This window comes from Mucilaginibacter sp. UYNi724 (genome assembly GCF_054057495.1).
On the sequence record NZ_JBSRZI010000027.1, the window covers coordinates 1 to 18,049 of the forward strand.

The 18,049-nt window shown below is 40.5% G+C and carries 25 protein-coding genes; 7 read left to right on the top strand and 18 right to left on the bottom strand.

Annotated features, from left to right (window positions below; all coding sequences use genetic code 11):
- A partial coding sequence (locus ACVW0P_RS21740; protein ID WP_457133952.1) for an ATP-binding protein occupies positions 1-120 on the top strand: 120 nt, incomplete at its 5' end.
- A gap of 318 nt (positions 121-438) precedes the next feature.
- Entirely contained in the window at positions 439-1,551 is a 1,113-nt protein-coding gene (locus tag ACVW0P_RS21745) for a Fic family protein (protein WP_457133929.1), read from the top strand.
- Here the strand turns inward: ACVW0P_RS21745 and ACVW0P_RS21750 are convergent.
- Both ACVW0P_RS21750 and ACVW0P_RS21755 read right to left on the bottom strand, forming a co-directional pair.
- On the bottom strand, positions 1,512-1,886 hold the full coding sequence (locus tag ACVW0P_RS21750) for a hypothetical protein (RefSeq protein ID WP_457133930.1): 375 nt from the start codon (positions 1,884-1,886) through the stop codon (positions 1,512-1,514). The genes ACVW0P_RS21745 and ACVW0P_RS21750 overlap by 40 nt on opposite strands.
- Positions 1,873-3,312, bottom strand: coding sequence for a HEPN domain-containing protein (locus ACVW0P_RS21755; RefSeq protein WP_457133931.1), 1,440 nt, complete (start codon positions 3,310-3,312; stop codon positions 1,873-1,875). The genes ACVW0P_RS21750 and ACVW0P_RS21755 overlap by 14 nt, the downstream gene beginning before the upstream one ends.
- 139 nt (positions 3,313-3,451) lie before the next feature.
- Here ACVW0P_RS21755 and ACVW0P_RS21760 point away from each other — a divergent pair, with 139 nt between their 5' ends.
- The gene (locus ACVW0P_RS21760) at positions 3,452-3,850 is read left to right on the top strand and encodes a helix-turn-helix domain-containing protein (RefSeq protein WP_457133932.1); all 399 of its coding nucleotides are present in this window, start codon (positions 3,452-3,454) and stop codon (positions 3,848-3,850) included.
- Between the two features lie 13 nt (positions 3,851-3,863).
- On the opposite strand, the gene ACVW0P_RS21765 is transcribed toward ACVW0P_RS21760, so the two are convergent.
- The 15 genes from ACVW0P_RS21765 to ACVW0P_RS21835 form a co-directional block, all read right to left on the bottom strand.
- Positions 3,864-4,733: a reverse transcriptase family protein gene (locus ACVW0P_RS21765; protein ID WP_457133933.1), complete on the bottom strand. Its 870-nt coding sequence runs from the start codon at positions 4,731-4,733 to the stop codon at positions 3,864-3,866.
- A 6-nt stretch (positions 4,734-4,739) separates the two neighbouring features.
- Positions 4,740-5,024 carry a helix-turn-helix domain-containing protein gene (locus tag ACVW0P_RS21770; RefSeq protein WP_457133934.1) on the bottom strand — a complete coding sequence of 95 codons (285 nt, stop codon included), beginning with the start codon at positions 5,022-5,024 and terminating at the stop codon, positions 4,740-4,742.
- Between the two features lie 28 nt (positions 5,025-5,052).
- Positions 5,053-5,292 carry a hypothetical protein gene (locus tag ACVW0P_RS21775; RefSeq protein WP_457133935.1) on the bottom strand — a complete coding sequence of 80 codons (240 nt, stop codon included), beginning with the start codon at positions 5,290-5,292 and terminating at the stop codon, positions 5,053-5,055.
- Positions 5,293-5,705: 413 nt separating this feature from the next.
- Positions 5,706-6,338 carry a hypothetical protein gene (locus tag ACVW0P_RS21780; protein ID WP_457133936.1) on the bottom strand — a complete coding sequence of 211 codons (633 nt, stop codon included), beginning with the start codon at positions 6,336-6,338 and terminating at the stop codon, positions 5,706-5,708.
- Between the two features lie 18 nt (positions 6,339-6,356).
- Positions 6,357-7,301, bottom strand: coding sequence for a relaxase/mobilization nuclease domain-containing protein (locus ACVW0P_RS21785; RefSeq protein WP_457133937.1), 945 nt, complete (start codon positions 7,299-7,301; stop codon positions 6,357-6,359).
- A complete protein-coding gene (locus ACVW0P_RS21790) occupies positions 7,276-7,680 on the bottom strand; it encodes a plasmid mobilization protein (protein WP_457133938.1) in 405 nt (134 codons plus the stop codon). The genes ACVW0P_RS21785 and ACVW0P_RS21790 overlap by 26 nt, the downstream gene beginning before the upstream one ends.
- A gap of 193 nt (positions 7,681-7,873) precedes the next feature.
- On the bottom strand, positions 7,874-8,140 hold the full coding sequence (locus tag ACVW0P_RS21795; RefSeq protein ID WP_457133939.1) for a hypothetical protein: 267 nt from the start codon (positions 8,138-8,140) through the stop codon (positions 7,874-7,876).
- A 44-nt stretch (positions 8,141-8,184) separates the two neighbouring features.
- Positions 8,185-8,445, bottom strand: a complete 261-nt coding sequence (locus tag ACVW0P_RS21800) for a helix-turn-helix domain-containing protein (RefSeq protein WP_290322313.1) — start codon at positions 8,443-8,445, stop codon at positions 8,185-8,187.
- 3 nt (positions 8,446-8,448) lie between these two features.
- Positions 8,449-8,727, bottom strand: a complete 279-nt coding sequence (locus ACVW0P_RS21805) for a helix-turn-helix transcriptional regulator (protein WP_457133940.1) — start codon at positions 8,725-8,727, stop codon at positions 8,449-8,451.
- 171 nt (positions 8,728-8,898) lie between these two features.
- The gene (locus ACVW0P_RS21810) at positions 8,899-9,666 is read right to left on the bottom strand and encodes a hypothetical protein (RefSeq protein WP_457133941.1); all 768 of its coding nucleotides are present in this window, start codon (positions 9,664-9,666) and stop codon (positions 8,899-8,901) included.
- 210 nt (positions 9,667-9,876) lie between these two features.
- The gene (gene dcd / locus ACVW0P_RS21815; protein ID WP_457133942.1) at positions 9,877-10,497 is read right to left on the bottom strand and encodes a dCTP deaminase; all 621 of its coding nucleotides are present in this window, start codon (positions 10,495-10,497) and stop codon (positions 9,877-9,879) included.
- On the bottom strand, positions 10,494-11,624 hold the full coding sequence (locus ACVW0P_RS21820) for a hypothetical protein (RefSeq protein WP_457133943.1): 1,131 nt from the start codon (positions 11,622-11,624) through the stop codon (positions 10,494-10,496). Before ACVW0P_RS21820 ends, dcd begins: the two co-directional genes overlap by 4 nt.
- Before the next feature lie 15 nt (positions 11,625-11,639).
- Entirely contained in the window at positions 11,640-11,942 is a 303-nt protein-coding gene (locus tag ACVW0P_RS21825) for a hypothetical protein (protein WP_457133944.1), read from the bottom strand.
- A 250-nt stretch (positions 11,943-12,192) separates the two neighbouring features.
- A complete protein-coding gene (locus ACVW0P_RS21830; protein ID WP_457133945.1) occupies positions 12,193-12,603 on the bottom strand; it encodes a hypothetical protein in 411 nt (136 codons plus the stop codon).
- A gap of 2 nt (positions 12,604-12,605) precedes the next feature.
- The gene (locus ACVW0P_RS21835) at positions 12,606-13,187 is read right to left on the bottom strand and encodes a hypothetical protein (RefSeq protein WP_457133946.1); all 582 of its coding nucleotides are present in this window, start codon (positions 13,185-13,187) and stop codon (positions 12,606-12,608) included.
- A gap of 138 nt (positions 13,188-13,325) precedes the next feature.
- Here ACVW0P_RS21835 and ACVW0P_RS21840 point away from each other — a divergent pair, with 138 nt between their 5' ends.
- The 4 genes from ACVW0P_RS21840 to ACVW0P_RS21855 all read left to right on the top strand — a co-directional run bounded on the left by ACVW0P_RS21840 (position 13,326) and on the right by ACVW0P_RS21855 (position 17,180).
- The gene (locus ACVW0P_RS21840) at positions 13,326-13,775 is read left to right on the top strand and encodes a multiubiquitin domain-containing protein (protein ID WP_457133947.1); all 450 of its coding nucleotides are present in this window, start codon (positions 13,326-13,328) and stop codon (positions 13,773-13,775) included.
- A 6-nt stretch (positions 13,776-13,781) separates the two neighbouring features.
- Positions 13,782-14,159, top strand: coding sequence for a hypothetical protein (locus ACVW0P_RS21845; protein WP_457133948.1), 378 nt, complete (start codon positions 13,782-13,784; stop codon positions 14,157-14,159).
- Positions 14,159-15,664, top strand: coding sequence for a ThiF family adenylyltransferase (locus ACVW0P_RS21850; protein ID WP_457133949.1), 1,506 nt, complete (start codon positions 14,159-14,161; stop codon positions 15,662-15,664). Before ACVW0P_RS21845 ends, ACVW0P_RS21850 begins: the two co-directional genes overlap by 1 nt.
- A gap of 259 nt (positions 15,665-15,923) precedes the next feature.
- Complete coding sequence (locus ACVW0P_RS21855; protein WP_457133950.1) at positions 15,924-17,180, top strand: hypothetical protein; 1,257 nt, start codon at positions 15,924-15,926, stop codon at positions 17,178-17,180.
- Between the two features lie 180 nt (positions 17,181-17,360).
- Here the strand turns inward: ACVW0P_RS21855 and ACVW0P_RS21860 are convergent, their stop codons facing one another.
- Positions 17,361-18,008, bottom strand: a complete 648-nt coding sequence (locus ACVW0P_RS21860; protein ID WP_457133951.1) for an ImmA/IrrE family metallo-endopeptidase — start codon at positions 18,006-18,008, stop codon at positions 17,361-17,363.
- Between the last annotated feature and the right edge of the window lie 41 nt (positions 18,009-18,049).

The following is an 18,049-nucleotide window of genomic DNA, read 5'->3' on the forward strand; positions in this document are numbered from 1 at the left end:
GGTGAAAAAACGGTTGCTGATGCGATCCTGGACCGGATCGTTCATGATGCGCACCGCATCGAACTGAAGGGAGAATCTATGAGAAGAAAACGTAACGTTGAACCGGAAACCAGCTACTAATGAAATTACCTTTTAAATAACTATTTTTGTACACGCTTTTATAGCGTTTGCTGCACGCCCCACGTCAGCTAATTGCCTGGTCAGTTGGCCCGGAATCAGGTGGTCAACATCTCCCTAACATACAACACCTACTTTTATTGATTCATGCGTTCATTTATTGTGCAAAAATGAACATGTAGTCGCTTTGTGTCCATATTTTTTATTCAAATAACAACATGTTCATAATTCATTAAAAAATGGACGCGATTTTTTAATTGTTCTAAATAGTTTTGTTTATTTGTATCATGTTCAAATGCAATTAAAAATTGGACACATTATATGGCTTACGACCGGAGCAAACCATTTAACGATTTACCATTATTACCACCAACTTCAGAAATCGAAAATGATGTTGAAATTTTAAAGAAACTGGTGACTGCTTCAAGGGCATTGGCGGCAGTAAACAGTAGCATTATGAGATTACCCAATCCTTTGATGCTGGTGAATACAATTGCTTTACAGGAAGCTAGAGCTTCTACAGCTATCGAAAATATTTTCACAACTGAAGACGCTTTATATAAAGCCGTTTCAGACACAGTACAGGAAGACAAAGCAAATGTAGCAACAAAAGAGGTATTACGGTATCGTGAAGCTTTATGGACTGGTTATCAACTTATAAAGGAAAATAACAATATCGACTTAGAAAGTATTTTAGGAATTTTTAGACAGATCAAAAATACATCATCGGGATTACGATCACCGGCATCATTAACTATTATACAGCGTGGACAAAGCGAATTTCGTTCGGGTGAAGTAATCTACACTCCACCAAGGGGGGCTGAAATATTAGAAAAACTAATGGATAATTTATTGATCTATTTAAATGATAATGAAAAGTATCCTACAGACCCTTTACTTAAAATGTGTTTTGCACACTACCAATTTGAAGCCATACATCCTTTTCCCGATGGAAACGGCAGGACTGGACGTATTTTAAACCTATTATACCTAGTACATGCCGGCTTGTTAAATCAACCTGTACTTTATCTATCTAAGTATATCATTGTTAATAAAGACGATTACTACTATAATTTAGGTATTGTAACTCAACGAGGCTCGTGGAAGCCCTGGATACTATATATGCTGGAAGCAGTAGAAAAGACAGCTCAATTAACAAGCCAGTTAATTAATAGCATACTTGCACAAATGGAGTCAACGCTGGTACACGCCAAAGGTTTAATAAAATGGTATAATAAAGAAGTAAATGAATTAATTTTCAGTCAGCCATATATCAAACCTAAATTCATTGGTGATCAATTAAATATAACATCCAGGACAACTCTTACAAAATATTTTAATGAACTGGTTGATGCAAAAATATTAAGCCCCATGAAAGATGGTAAAGAGTTATTTTATGTTAATGACGATTTAATCCAAATATTGGAAAGATAATAAAGACTAATTTTAATTCTCTTGAGAAGGAAAGCAGGTGTGTTATGAGGAACGAATTTCACTCCTGCCAGAGGCAGCGAGGCTGACGGCGCAATGAAACCCAGCGCGATAGCGCGAGGTGCAATGAAGCCGCCTGCCTTAGCTGCATGGTTCCAACGAGTGTACGTGTCGTTTTGCTTTTTAGCAGCAATGCCGGACGGTTGAAATCTACCGCCCGACATGCTACTTAGGGGCCTGGCAGTACTTTCTTTATTGTAAACCATTTTCAGAAGTAAGGCAAGGCGAACAAGTGCCCGCCTGCCAATACCCCTGAAGCTGTCATCACTTAATATCATCTAAATATTGCTTGTAAACTCTATTTGCGACCTGATTGAACTTAGTTACTTGTTTAGACAGAATTCTAACTGAATCTCCATCAGGATCAAACGAACTGTTATATCGTGATTGTGAATAGGCATTTTGCAACAATTGGTAAAGTTGCGCTCCCTCTGTGGTATTTAGTTCAAATACGTCTTTTAATTCATCCGTAAACAATAAGGTAAGCCTTAGCAACCTTGATAAATTATGCATTTGTACGCGGTAGCCTATAACAGCTTGTATTATTGCTTTAAGAACGCTTTCAACCGATTGGTGCAAAAGAAAGGCTGCCAGCCTGAAATTGTTATCGGCCCTATATAGTTCTGCACCTTTTAAAAACTCATTGCCCTGTTTACCCCATCGTTCCCAATTGAATTGTGCTCTTGCTAATAATATTCCCCTGGTTATTTCCTGGTGAGCAGGTAAGGTGAATTCCTGGGATTGATATAGAATAATTCCCTTGTCCATGACGGTAGACCAAAAACGTCTGCCTTTAATAAGTGCTTCTTTTGCGCTGTTAATTTTATGCACTATGGCATGTACATGGGCAAGGTATTGGCAATTATTCTCTATCTTGTTACTGATTTGATGCTCGGGTGTTTTTTCATCATCACTTATCAATATAAGCAGGTAAAATGTAAACGGCTTGGGATGTGTCCCTAAATGAATGATCATTTGAACCTCGGGGCAGCATTTTAATATCAGATTTTTGATTTCTTCCAATGCCAATTTTTCGGCTGCCGTTGGTTCAGGGCTTATTGTTTGTAGAACAATTGGTTCCGTAGATGATTCGGCTAAATTATTTTCAAGTATGCTCCGCTTAAGTTGTGGACGACTACTTTCGCGTTGAAAAATTAGCCATGCTGCAGAGTACAGCTTGATTAAATTTTCGTAAACATTAATAACCTCTCCCGCATATAGTGACTCAACATCTGCATTATTGTAAAGTGCTACGTGTGACCACTCATGTAATTGATCCCTGTATTCTTGGGGTGAAATCTTTTTAAAGACTTTCTTAATTACTTTGTAAGGTTCAAGTTGTTCCTTCAAAGAAAGGTTTGCAGGATAATATTCCCACAGTTCCTTTTCTTCCAATATTTGCTCTTGGGTAACCTTGTCTTGGCGGAAAGAGTATCTTTTGTAGTCGATTAATAGCAGGTACATCGCTTCCAAAATCTTTAAATTCAGGTCATATACAAAAAGCAATGTACCAGGGCCGTGACGATCTTCGTCATAATGCTCATCGTTCACTACATAATAGCGCCACTCTTTTAATCGCTTGCCGTGGCCTTTTACAGAATCCGCACTAAAGAAATCAACAACTACAGACATCGGATTTTCAATTTCATAATGGCGAAGTGTTTTAGGGTAATGTTCCCAGGGTGCATAAGGTGCGTTGTTCATAATGCTTTATTTTCACCAGCCTCCATTAACCGGCAAAACAAAAGAATAGCAAAACATCACCGTACCGAACCATAGGCAATTGTACTTTACAATAAAGCCGTTGTTTTGTACATTTACATTTTAACAATACATTTGACTTATGGCAGAACCAACCTTACATATCGGCAGAAAAATTAGTAAGATTCGTGAATTGAAAGGAATGAAGCAGGAAACGTTGGCAACCGAATTAGGCATTAGTCAGCAAGCTATTTCCAAAATTGAGCAGAGTGCCGATGTAGAGGATGTAGCCTTAAACAAAATTGCAGTTGCCTTAGGTATAACAAGTGAGGCCATTAAAAATTTTACTGAAGAATCAATTTTTAACTACTTCAATACATTTAATGACAATAGTGGCGCAGGCGCTTGGAGCACCAATGGTACATTTAACTTTAATCCTATTGATAAATTGGTAGAAGTGTTTGAAGAAAATAAGAAGCTTTATGAGCAATTATTGCAAAGTGAACGTGAAAAAATAGAATTGCTTAAATCCAAAATATAATTTTAATACACACTCATTTAAACCCTATTTGCTGCTTAACTTTCAGAGCTTTTTCAGTACTTACTTTTGCTACTCTGTTAAAATAGTTGATGCTTCCTTTCGCCTGTGGTGTTTCTTTATCCTCAAAACTCTCGATATTCGCCTTATAGCTGTCTGATAATCTTAAGCCATCCCTCATTACAATCACATTCGTTACTTTCGGCATGCTGGTTTGATAGAAAGTTTTGTTGTGACTAATCTTAAAGCCCTTTGATGTGATAATATCTATAATAGTATTGGCCAATGGCTGAAAATCCATTTTCCCAGATAAAGTAATATCGTCAACGAAAGTTGTAAAAGTCAGGCTATGTATTTTGGCAAATTCTTGTAATTCGTTACCGGCATTCACAAAAGCAAGATTAGCTAAATACGGTGAGGTGGGCGTTCCTTGGGGTAACATTCCTTTATAGGTGGTTAATTTAGTTAGAATGTTCGCGGTCTGCGGTGCAAAACCCCTTGATGCAAACATTTGATAAATCTGAGTATGACTGATGCCGGGATAAAAATTTCTAAGATCGGTATTGAAAAAGAACTTATTACCCTGATGCATTTTTGCATTCAGAATGTTATCCCTGCGCTCAATACCGCCAAAGGCATAAGGTGGTAACTTAATTCGTTTCAATATATTCCTATAAATGCCGCGCTGTACATTTTTTAAGAGTGTAAGGCTGGGGTATAAATCCCTTGTTCGTAAATTACCATTCTTATCTTTTAACTGTACTCCGTCTTTACCTAATTTGGGATTGCTAATTAAATAATAAAACTTATCTATATTATCTACGAGATAATTTATCTGGTTAGGTTTAACGTTCAGTATCTGGCAAAGCTTAAAAGTATCAAGCATGGTCGTTTAAAAAAAATTATGTATCATTCCTTTAATAGAAGGCTCAATAATCTTAAAAGCTTCTTGTTTTTTGGGATCAATATCTTCTATGGATAGTGACATAAAAAACAATACGGGTAACGGTACTTCTAAAATAGTTGAAATCGTTTTCAAGACTGATAAAGCCGGTTCCTTTTGATTGTTTTCAATTTTTGACAAATAAGCTTGTGTCATATCACATTTATCAGCCAGCTCATTTTGCTTGTACCCTTTTTTAATCCGGTACTCTTTAATACTATTTCCTAAATCCATGATAATTAGATAAAATAGGGGTGTCAGATTAAAACAGGTTCTTGAAGTGGTCTGCTACAGTAAATACTTTCATTAGAATACCAACAACCTTAATACAAAGGCCAGCGTTGGTATGAAGTTCCTGGGCGTCACCCATTTCTTCAAGTTTTGTAATACAGTCTTTTAAAAGAACTTGCTCGTCCTCTGAGAACGAACAGCAGTAGTTTGAAATGATGCTCCTAATACCTTGTATAAGGGCATCGTTGTTTTTGATACCATGATTTTGCATGATCTGTGAATTGAATTTAATTAGGCGAAATTGCCTTCCTATATTCCCAACCACGCTGTAATTAAATTCACAATTGTTGCTCGTTACGCACCCCTATAAAATCTTCCTTCCTATTATAATAGAAATATTAGTATGATTCGGATTAACCTGTTAGTACTGGCTAATATCGTCAATGATGTTGTAGCGGCTCTGTGTACAAGTTAGCGGTTACCCGTTAGCAGCAGTGCAGAAGTCGTGCAAGGTCAAGATCACCTAAAGACCTAATTAAAGGTTGTGTATTGCTACACTTTACGATTTGAACTAATTACATTTTAGTTTCAAAAACATTTCAAAGAACATGATGCAATATTAGCATATATTCCTGACAGTACAAAATAAAAACAATTAAATATTTTTAGGGGAATTTTTATTTATCAATCCCGCTTTTTACTTCTCTTATTCGAATTATTACCTTTTTGCTTTTTAGGCATGCTATCGATTTCTGTCGATTTCTCTAACGCTTCATTTTCGAGCTTTACGGTTGCAGCTTCCATTGCATTAGGGTTTTTAGAATAGTACTCATCAGCCCATTTCGCCAGATTAGGATAAACTTGTCTGATCGCCCTGAACTTGATATCGTTACCTACTAATCTGTTGTTGTCAACCCAAAAATGAACGCATAGTCCTGAAATTATAGCCGTTACAAGTAATAACATCATTCCGGCAATAATCCAACCTTTAGTATTAAAATCAAATTGATGTTTGACCTTTACCGGCAGTGATTTTTGTATGGCGGTGAGTATGATTTTTATCTCTGCTAAACATTGCTGTATTTGCTCCGCCGGGTATTCACTATTGAGTTTGCCAAATGCGGTATTAAGATCATCGCATTCTTTATTATACCTCACCAGAAACACCTCGAATATTTTTTGTATTGCTTCAAAATGCAGCGAGTAATCAGTGACCTTAATTTCTTTCTTCTCCAGGTCTGTTATTTTTTTGATAAGGCTATCGATAAGTTCATCAGTCCCGTCCATGCGTTCGGTAAGCTCTTGTATTTCTTTCATCTTAAAATTTATCGCTATTTATCGTTTGTTTGTCTGTGCTTGCTTCTTTCTGTGCCTGTTGCGGCCATAAATAGCTTCGTCATCTACGTCATCAGCTACCTTGACAAACAGACCTCCTGATAGTTCAGTGCCATATGTTTGAGCCTGTTTTAAATAAGACATTTCGAATTCGCGGCTCTTTTCGCTATTGTTAAGTATTTCTCTCAACTGATCTGCTAAACTCTTTTCCGGTTTAGCCTGCTGTTGCTCTATGGCTTGGCTCAGCTTTGCGTAACTTAAACTGCGGTCAATCTCTGATCCTTTAAACTTATACTCGCCCTTGCTGAAACTGATGCCCTGCACCTCGGTAGTGCCGCTTTTGTATTTAAAATGGGTAACAATACCCTGCTTAGCCAATAGTTGTTTTAGCTCATTGATATTTTTTACTTTTTTGCTGGCCGCCTTTATCGCATCGAATAACTCATATTTGATCTGATCTTCACCTTTAAGCTGCTGCCGGTTGACCTCATCTTTACCCGGCGATAGGTAAAAGCCATGCTTTATGGTTAATTCTTTTGCTACCTGTACATTTCTCTTCTTTTGAAATTTATCCGGTATGGTTTCACCATTGTTGCTTACGCGGTTATAAACGATGTGAATATGCGGGTGTTCTTTATCCCGGTGCTTAACAATTAGATACTGTGTGTCCTGTATCTCCATCCTTTGAAGATATTCTTTCGCCATATTTACCATTACTTCATCGTTAAGCTTGTCAAGATCCTTTACGCTCCAGTTTAGGGCAATATGCCCAACTGCCTTTCCTAAATTCGGATTGTATTTTCTTTGCAGGTTAAAATCGTTGATGGTTTGATTAACTTGCTGCATTCTTACACCTGCGGCATCCAGTATAACCGCATCATGCTTTTGTACTACATATCGGATACACCCGCCAAAGCTTTTACCCGTTATCACTTTCCCTATCATTGTTATTGAGGTGTTTTAGAGTAACATCTATCTCGTTCAAAATTTTACTGCAATCCCGTGCTACCGTTAATAGTCCAAGTTGATGCGCAAGCTTAGTTAGCTGATTAAGGTTGTTAGCCAACTCGGCAAGCATCCAAAGGATGCGCCGCTCTTCATTAGTTAATCGCGGAACTATCTTTGCACTTTTAGCCGCTGCCCTTATCCAACTGCTTAGGCGCATGCCTGCGGCCTTGGCTTTATTATCGATATAAAACCGCTCGGTCGCTGTCATTCTGATGCGCATGATTAAGTCACGTCTGACCCTTTTCTTCGGCCCACCGCCTTTATTTTGGGGCACAGCTGTTTGTTTGTTATTAGTGTTCTTTTCTATCGCTTCCATCTGTTAACTCCTTATTTTTTCTCTAATTTTCCCTTTTGCAACCATCGGGCGTAAAAGGCAAGTTTGCCCGGTGTCGCAGACATCCGGGAGGTCTTTGTGGCAACAAAGACACAAACTTGCTCCTTACAAGCGGATAAAAAGCCGCTATGCCTGCAAGCAGGGATAGTCGGTATATCTGCCTATCTCAAACCGCTTAAAAGCCACCGGCTTTTAAGCCATCCGGCCAATAAATCAAGCTACCTTTTGCTGGGTGAAAAGACGGCTGATAACGGATATAGCCGTACTCATCCAGTTCCCTGATACACTTGTGATAAGTGGCGATGGATGCGATTTTGGAGAACGCCATTACAGTTTTACGGGTGATAGCGAAAGGGCTGACAAAGCCGTCCCGCTGCCAAAAAACAAACAAAGCAGTGAACAAGCTAACGTGTGTTGCGAGTACCCTTTTATCAGTTCCCATGCGTTTAACGAGGTTACTGTAACCATTTAATTCTTTTGAGATAATCATTGTCCGTTCTCCTCCAAAATCTTGTTAATGTCCTCTAACTTGTAGTACATGATGCTCCCCATTTTGGTAAAGCGCAACGTCCCGTTGATGCGTAAGTTCTGTAAGGTGCCTGGTGATATATTAAGCATCTTTCTTACCTCGCTGCTTTTCAGCCACTTTTTGGGCTGGCTCTGCCCCGGTTGTACAATCTGTTTAATCTCTTTTAATAAATCTTCCAACCGCCTTAAATCCTCTCTTGTGACCAATTCCACATTCATCTGTCATCCTCCTTTAATCTTTGATAGTTTGTTCCATGGCATTGAGTACCTCACTTTTTTTGAAGTACACCCGTTATGCAGACGCAAATAGGGTAAGCCTTTTTTCATCCAGTCGGTAAGCGTTACCAGTGACACGCCAAGTTCGGCGGCAAGTTCCTGCTTGGATAATAATTTTTCTGATTCCGGCGGATGGTTGCCGCCTGTCTTAAAGTGTTGTTGTAGTTCTGCCCTGACTGCCTCGCGTATGCATTGGCTTAGGGCGTTTGTGCTGAATATTTCCATAGCCTTTGATTTTGGTTCAAAGGAATGCTACAGAACTGGAATTTATTGACCACGCAGATTTGCGTGGTTAAATTGATGGGAGATTTAATAAGCTGAAGTAGGTATCAAGTTATTGTAGATTAAGGTGTTGCTTTTTAACGCAAAGTTGTTCCCCCTACAACGCGAGGCTTGTCACGAATAACTGCGTTTTTTAGCCAAAACAAGTTTAAATACCTTGTCGTTGTCAGCAATATCTACATACTTTTTACCAAGGTTGCGCTTATCTGTCGGGAAATAACGGTGTATACTGTTGAAATTGATTTCATTTCCGCCTTCCCGAAAATACTTGCAGATCATCCTGCGCCAAACAATTTGGGTGGCAGGATAAAGCAAGGTATTGCCGTCAGGAAGTTTAATATCCTGCAATTGTAAGATAATGTCATATAGGGTATGTGCATAACCCGCCCTGATATTGATGTAGTCTTCTGTTTCCAATGTGGTTGCCTTTTTTAAGTCCGCTTTTAACTGCTTTACCTGTTGTTCGAGCGCATGTATCTTGGAATCCTGCTGAGCGATTACGGCATCATTAGATTTGTGAAAATTCCAACGGTCAAGCGGAATCAGTAGATCGGTAAAACTTTGTAGCCGCTCAATCTCGCGTTCATTCCGTATATGGTTATCGTCATAGATATCTTTGCGTAACAAAACTTTTAATTGCCTTTCAACCAAACCATAGAAATATTTAAAGAAAATCTCTTCTGTACCATCCAGATGATTTGCTAAATAATAAGCCAGATGGCGCTGGTAAAATTCTTCTATACGGTCCCCAGCTATGGCAAACACTCTTTTAAAAAAGTGCTTTAAGAACTGTGATCTATCCCATGTTAGGGCATTGCCTATATCTAAGGTATCTAGTGCAAAATCAAATCGTTCGCGTGGTTTGAAGTATGTTACGCTCATAGGTAGGAGATATATTCAAAAATAGAGTTTTTGAATATATTGAAATGCTTATTACAAACATTTATGAGTGCGGCTAGATCGATATCAATTTTGTGGTGTCAATTATTGAGTTGAATTATTTGTCAATTCGCCCTTCAAATTCATCTTACATTAGAAATAGGAATTTAAGTGCTAATCCAATGATTAAGATTATGTAGGTTTAATAATGAACTATCGCTTGTTATTCGATTTCCAAAGGTCGGCAAGTGTTTGGATATCACCGTCCAGTATGGCTGCCGAGGGTTCGGGGCGAACGCTGCAAACATACTTCCTAGGGTTACTGAAATAATTGCTTTCCGCGTCTGAAGGCATCATGACGCCCTGGAAAACACGGGCACCCACCACTAAATTGATCGGGTTGTTGTTGTTGTTGGTCAGCTCTATGGACAGGCAGCCGCAATAGCCGGGCTGTACAATGGTAGAGACGGTCAATCCTAACCTGGAATAAGAGCTGCGCATGTACAAGGTCAGCATGTGGTCATTGGGCATTTTAACATACTCCAGGCTGCTGGCCAGTACCGTTTGATTAGGGTAAAGGATGAATGTTTCGCCCAATTGCCTGCGGGATTCCTGGAAGAAACGTTTGACGTCCCTTTGCCCGGTACCGGTCGCGTCGTTCAGCGAGGTATTGATGAAGGCTTCCCGGCCGTGTACGGAAACCAGGAAGTTACAGCCCAGGCGGAAGTCTATACCGATGTTCGAAATTTGTGATTCTTCCAGTAAAGGCCTGATAAACATCTTTTTGGACTTTATCATTACCTTGATAGTTTCTCCTGATGCAAAGCCACTCATGCTTCTTTGGCCCTTTCCCAGTCTTTTTTGATGAAATAGTTGCCGATGGATTTTTCGATCAGGTTATTCAGCGATTTATAGATGACCTTGTTGGGCAGCTCACCGGTTATGCCTGCGTTGGTTTTGAATGTCGCTGAGCCGTCCAGCCATATCTTCCAGGTATATGGAAATACGCCGTGCAGCTCCTGGTCGGATTCGATCTCCAGCGGCAGGAAATGATAGAAATCATCGGAACTTGTTACCTTGAACCGTTTGGTCAGCTCCAGCTTGGTGATGTCCTTTACGTAGGTTTTGATGATATTGCCGATCACGTTCTGCTTTTTAGCCAGGAAGTCGTCTACGATCTGTAAGCGGTTATTACTCGAGGGATGACTGCTGTTGGAGCGGTCAGACCCTTTGGATTCGAGGTATTTTAAATAATGGTTGGAGGTATGCCCGATATACTGGGCGGCAAAAAGGTCGCAAAAATATTCCCCCAAATGGTTTTTCAACCGGGTGATATTTAACGGGCTTTGCAGGAAAGTAAAGTAATCTTGAATTTTAGCCCATTCAAGGGGCGGGTAATTGATCAGATCGGACGCCATCCTGCTGGAAATCCCGTAATAGAGATCTATAAAATGTCCTAATTCATGGTATAATATAACCGACGAAAAATAATCTTTGGCCAGGATCAGCGGCAGGTTGATCTGCACCAGTCTTTTTTCAAACTCAATACCATAACTGGCCAGTATGGAACTGTAAATATGGTCGCCGTTCGCCAGTTTTTCATCGAAGCTGTAGGCGTCGATATCGTTGTTCAGACTGGTCACAATGATAAAGTTGTTTCCTTCGATCCATTCGTTCATGGCCAGCCCCAAACAGGATACCACTTCGAACGGAATCGTGTTGAGCGTACTGTCCATCAAAAATTCCAGGCTTTTGGCGATAAAGTTCAATTGTTCCTGTACGATGAACAGGTTGGAATCATCTAAAGGTTCAGGAATATTGTCCTTGATCGCATTAAAAAGTTCAAAAAGTTTTTGCTGGTAAGCTTGCTTATCGGTGTCCGAGTAGCTGTTGCTGGAAGCTTTGTGAAGGAAAATTTCGCACTGCGACAGGTGTAGTTCGAGTAATTGTGTATATTCCATTTCAGGTGTCAAAGACTAAGCCATCGTCGTTTTCCTGCTGGCGTTGATGATATCCAGGATCATCGGCAGTTTTTGACTTAGGTTCTCAATATTCACGCCCGCGAGGTTAGTGCTTCCGTTAAAAAATAACATTAACTTGATGTTCAGTCCCTTCCGGTCCAGGTCAGTAACCTTCATCTCTTTGCGGGACAAACTGGCGGCATCAAGGATGATCGGTTTAACGATGTCTATGTACGCAGTCTCTCCTTTAATAGCATGATCCAAAAATGAGGTGAAAAAATCAAGCTCAACGTCTTGCTGGTTATGAGATCTCAACATAAGGTGGCGTTCGCGTTAGTGATGATGACAGATATATGACATATAAATGTAACTATCATTTATCACAAATGTTCAATTTTATTAAAAATAATTAATAGATTATTATTAACAACGAATTAAAAAAAAATCATAAATACCTGTACTGCAGGCATTTGATCATAATAGGCGATTGTTAGTAATTTTAATTAAAAACAAACATAAACAAAAAAAGCGCACTCGGCGTGCGCTCAGGTACCTTTCGCCAGTCGCTTTAGTTCAGGTCCCGTTCGATCGCCTTTAATTTTTCCAGCAATTGTACCGCGTCGATCATGTTGAAAACCGCTGAAATATCAGATTTGTAGCTCTTTGGTTTAAAGCTGAAAACCGGCATGCGCGGTTGTATAAAGGAATTGATGATCGCTTTGATCTGTTCAGGCACCCTCAGCATCAGGGCGTCGATCTTTTCCATGATCGTATCCAATAGTTCCTGCTGTTGTTCCGTCGCCGCTTGTTCCATTAAGGCGAACTCGTAGTTGCGGATATTTTTTAAAGTTTTTGTGACCAGCGCGGTCGTGTTGATACCTTCATTTTCTAAAAGCTGCTGCGTTGTTTCTTCGTCCTGTTCGCTTATTTTCAGCAAGGAATCCAAATACAGATCCGCTATTTTTTTCACCCTGTCCATAATTATCTGGTTAATGTTTTTCTTAGTTCAATGAGTTTTCTATCTATCCGCTTCATCGCGTTGTATACTTCTTTGACTGGCAGGCCGAGTTCTAAACTGATCTCCCGTGCCGGAAGGCCGTTTTTTACACCGTCGAATACCTGGTAGGCCTCGGGGTCACCATCGAAGATCGCTTTGACCTGGTCTTCCAGTTCTTTGGTTTCCAGCTGTGCCTGCGGGTCATCCCCGGAATCCGGCATCGTATCGGCCATAGCCTCATCCAGGAAGGTGGTAACTGATTGTTCCTTTGATTTTAAAAAGTTATAACGCAGGCTGTCCACCGCGCTCTTTAAAAAAACGTAAACGTCCGGATAGTGCGCGGTGTCCCAGACCCTTTCCTGCATCCAGAGCTGCCTGATGGCCTCATCGGCCAAATGGTTCGCCAGGTTAACGAGGTTGAATTTTTTCTCCAGTTGCGGAAATTTCTTCAGCCGGTTCAAAGAATAATAGTGTAACTGCCTGATCAGCTTTTCCCAGTTCTCCTTTCTCAATCGCTCAAGCAGGCCGCCGGGTGACAGTACGTTTTTTTGTTTTATCAGCTCCATACAATACGATATGCTATAAACTTCGTGTTTTTCGCCGTTCTATTAAAGATAAATATTTGATAGGCCAGCCGGCAAAAAAGCGCGTTTTCCAAGCATCTTTTTACAGAGGGCAGCTAAAAGGCCTGATACAGAAAGAACATGGAAAATAAAAATTTTGAATTAACTATTAATGGTAAGCTGTTTAAGTCAGACAAACAGCTGATCAACGGCGAAGAACTACTTGGCCTTTTAGGGATTCACCACTCCGCTGATTACGAAATGCTGATGAAGCTGACAGACCGGGAGTATGAGCCGATCGAGTTAAAAGAAGAGGTAGACCTGAAAAAGCCGGGCATTGAAGCTTTTTTGGTTAAACCGTACCGCAGCATCGCTATTGAAGTGGATGATGAAAAGTACCCGGTGACCGAAGTGCTGATGACGCCCAAAGAGATCATGGTGCTGGCCGGCCTGGATGCCAACAAGCACTACCTTAAACAGATCATTGGGCACACCGATATCACCTACAAGAACGACCCCGATCACATCATCGGCATCGTTGACTGCATGAAGTTCAGCAGCTGTAAAATCACCAGTACCACTGTATCTTAATCAGCGATGGGAGCGGACGAAATCGTAAAACAGCTTGGTGAACTGGGGTACCAGTCGACCATTTATCCGGACATGCCTGGTTATCCGGGAGGGTTTGTTGCTTTTAAATTTAAGATACCGCATGGCCGGTTCATGGGGCGGGAAATTGAGGTGGCGCTGAACGCCCCTCAGTTTCCCCTGGTCCCGCCATCGGGGCCTTATATTAGCCCGCACCTGTTGCCTATTAAGGCATTTGGCCCGCTGCCGCCTTTTGACGGGGTGCATGCGCGAATGGTGCCCACGGCTGATTTCCAGTACTGGAGCAGGCCGTTCCACGGCTGGGGCGAGACCAGCCAGAGCATCAAAGAATACATTTGTTTTTTAAGGACTTTACTTGACTTTTGATGAAATACAGCATCGTTATCAGCGAAACAGCACAGCAGCAGTTGCAAAAGCACCTGTTGCGGAGCGACGGGCAGGAAGATCTCTGCTTCGCCTTTTTTAAACTTTCTACCGGCAGAGAGCGCGCTACCGCGCTGATCACCGAAATCGTTTTACCGGTAAAGGGCGAGCGGAACGTTCACGGAAACGTGAGTTTTAACCCGGAGTTTTTTGACCGGATAAGTTCCCTGGCGCTTAAAAATGGCTCTGGTATCTGCTTTATGCATAGCCATCCGTCCGGCGGCTGGCAAGGAATGAGCAATGATGATATCAAAGCCGAAGAAATGCTGGCGCCCCGCGTCAAGTCGGTTACCGGCCTGCCTTTGGTCGGAATGACCATCGGTACCGACCAGGCCTGGAGCGGCCGTTTCTGGATCAAGGCAGCGCCTAAACAATACAAGCGTTATTTTTGCGAGAGCGTACGGATTATTGGCAATGGCCTGCACGTTACTTATTATGACCGCTTATCGCCCGTGCCAGTATTTAACGAGGCTTTCTTACGGACGATCTCTGCCTGGGGCGACCGGAAACAGGCGGATATCGCCCGCTTAAGAGTAGGTATCGTCGGTTGTGGCAGCGTTGGCACAGTGGTGGCCGAAGCGCTGATCAAAACAGGCATCCGGCATTTGGTGCTCATCGACTTTGATACCGTAGAGACCAAAAACCTGGACCGTTTGCAGGGCATCGGGCCGCGATCGGTCGGCAAAGGTAAGGTGTTTGAACTGAAGGCGCATCTTGACCTGGTAAAAACCGATGAAGAGGTCACCATTACCGCGCTGCCGTACAGCATCGTGGAAGAGGAGGGCTTTTTGAACGCGCTGGATTGTGACCTGCTTTTCTCCTGCGTTGATCGCCCCTGGCCAAGATTTTTGCTGAACTGTATCGCCTATGCCCACATGATCCCAGTCATTGACGGCGGGATCGATACGAACCCGAATAAAAAGGTCACTAACCTGGACCAGGCCCGGTGGAAGGCGCATACCGTAGCGCCGGGCAGGAGGTGCCTGTCCTGTCTCGGGCAGTTTACCGCTGAAGATGTCGCCCTGGAGCAGTCCGGCCTGTTGGAAGACCAGACTTATATCAATTCGCTGCCCAAAGAACATTTTGTAAACCGGGGGGAGAACGTTTTCGTGTTCAGCCTCGGTCTAGCTGCGATGGAAATGCAACAATTTCTTTCTTTATGCTTACAACCGAGGGGGCAATATTATGGTCCTAAGGAATTTAACTTCAATTCGGGAACTATAGACAGTGATTTTGATTTTGAATGCAACCAAGGGTGCAATTATGATAAGATGACCGGGTTGGGCGATAACGCTACAGTGGGATTGACGGTTCCGCACCTGATTGCTCAGCAACATCGCTTACAATTTCTTTTACCAGCAACGTCTAATGTTAATCTTAGTCTATTTGATCGACTGTGCGGTTTTATTAAGCGGGGACTATCTAAGCGAACTCCCGTCGAGAAATAATGACATACCTTAATATTATAGTTTTATATTTTATAAATTTATATTGATAAACCTGATCATGCCAATCAAATTGAAAATAATGAAACCTTGGAACACACGAAACCTTTTGCCTTTCTTATTCACTTTTGGCAATCAATAACCCAAAATAATTCATTTTACAAAATCCATATTCCTAAAAGAATCAACGATTTTTTGTCTAGACAATAGATGGAAATTTGAATGATCACAGAATTACAGCCTAATTAGATTATAAATTATCATGACAGACAGATTTACACAACGCCGTATTATTTTCGACAACGATTTGAGCACGGGTATGCTTAAAGTAAGCAAGCTATTGACACTATTAGATCAACACCCATATCTCTCCGAGGTGACGGAGGCATTCAGAACTGAAGAATTTATGGATGAAACTATTGTGATAGGCCATATCGATCAAGCATTTAATAGAATCAAGGAAATTAATAAAAACTTTGAGCGGTTCAATATTGTAGGTCACATAAAAGATATTACGATTAGAGAGAGCAAAACGCCAGTTGCAAACCTTTCCAATCCATTACCTCTGATCTTTAATTTTACTGAATACAAATTAAATGGGGAGGAAAATAATGACATGGATTGTTATGCAATTTATGACGCTAAAAATACTTTTTTTGATGCTTATGAGATGTCAAAATTTGCTAATCATCTATACAAGACCGGTTTAGGTAGTCTGGCAGCGCATAATTTGGAGTTCTTTAAAGATCGTGCAAGTAATGATTCAAAACACGATAGTAAAAAAAGCTACCGACTTGTACTGAATGACAACGAGGTTTTTTTTAGGGGCATTACCTCCATTGGCCGGTATTATGAATACGGTATCGATTTCACTTTTGTTATTGCTATGCTACTATTGCATCAAGATATCAAAAGAAATGAAGGAAATCAGTATGCGATAACGAGCGCCGCTGTTTCAGAATCTAAATTAGAATTGATCATCGCTGATAAAAATTTAAAAGATGGTGGTGAATTTGGCCAAGTAAGTTCGGCCATAGTGGTTACCACAAATGACCTTGGGCAGGGAGCATTGAATTTTACAAAAATCATTCGTGTTGGCGTTCGTGTTGATCAGGGTATATACTTGTACCCAAAATCAGAAAACGCCAGGGAAAACAAATTAGTAATTAACCATAGTACTGGGCCTGATAGAGCAATTAAAAAGATTAAGGAGGTACAAGTTTTATTAAATAACACTAATGAATTTATTACCGAACTCCATGATATAAATAGCATTCAAAAGCCCGAAGAATTGCGTGGGCGGATTTTTAACCGTCTTAATAATCCCAGAAGTGCCTTTAAAGATATCCATACTGTGAGAGATATCTTTAAAACTAAGATTAATGACGAAATAAAAGATTTTGTTAAGCTGTTGGAAATGTGCAATAAAGCAGAGGAATTAGATATCGATTATGACTTGAAAGAAAAATTGCGCTATCTAATCTCGGACATCATTCTCAATCGCAAAAGTGGTTCCTGACAATATGTACCATCTTTAACAATTGGTGCGGACAATACAGTGATAAAATTTACAAGACTGCCGACCAAAGTCAGTAAATAAGACTTTTAATGATAAAAGGGTATCGAAAATTAAATAATCTTCGATACCTAATGCAAGAATGTACTTGTTATTGAATTACATTTTGATATTAATAGCTATTTAAATAGCTACCCTCATTTTAGCGGTCTTTTTTATATCAAGAATAAAAAACTCAAAGTCATCTTTATTAATTGTTAAAGCAGACATAAATTCCTCATTTGTGTAGCCTAGTGATCCGTGGAATGTCTGGGTAATAAGCTTTAAAAGCTTAGGAGCCTCCATTGGTACATCATTTTTTTCCACCTTTCTTTCGTTATAACGACTTAGTTCAGTCATTAGATAAATATATCTATTCATGTCTATACATCCCAATTTGTGAGCCCGATAAATGATGGAGCTTTTAGAAACTTTCCAATAGCCTTTGATATCCGCAAGTTTAGCATAAGTAAGTCTATATAATTCATTCCTGATTTGATCTGAAGGCATTAGAAATTCAGAGGCAAACGTATCTGCTTCTTTTTCAATATCCGCTTCCATTTTGAATGGGTTTTCACTATTGAATGGAATATGGCAAAGGATGTGACACAATTCGTGGCTGATAGTGAACCGTTTCCTGTAATTTGGCATATTCGCGTTAAGAACAATGATCCTTGTTCCGCTTTTAGTAATTACAGTAGTTCCATCAAACTTATCTGGGGCATTTTGAAGTAAGAACTTGATATTCCGGGGATGTTGACCACCTGATTCCGTGGCAAATTGACCAGGCAATTAGCTGGCGAACGATAGCAGCGAGAGCTGTAAAAGCGTTT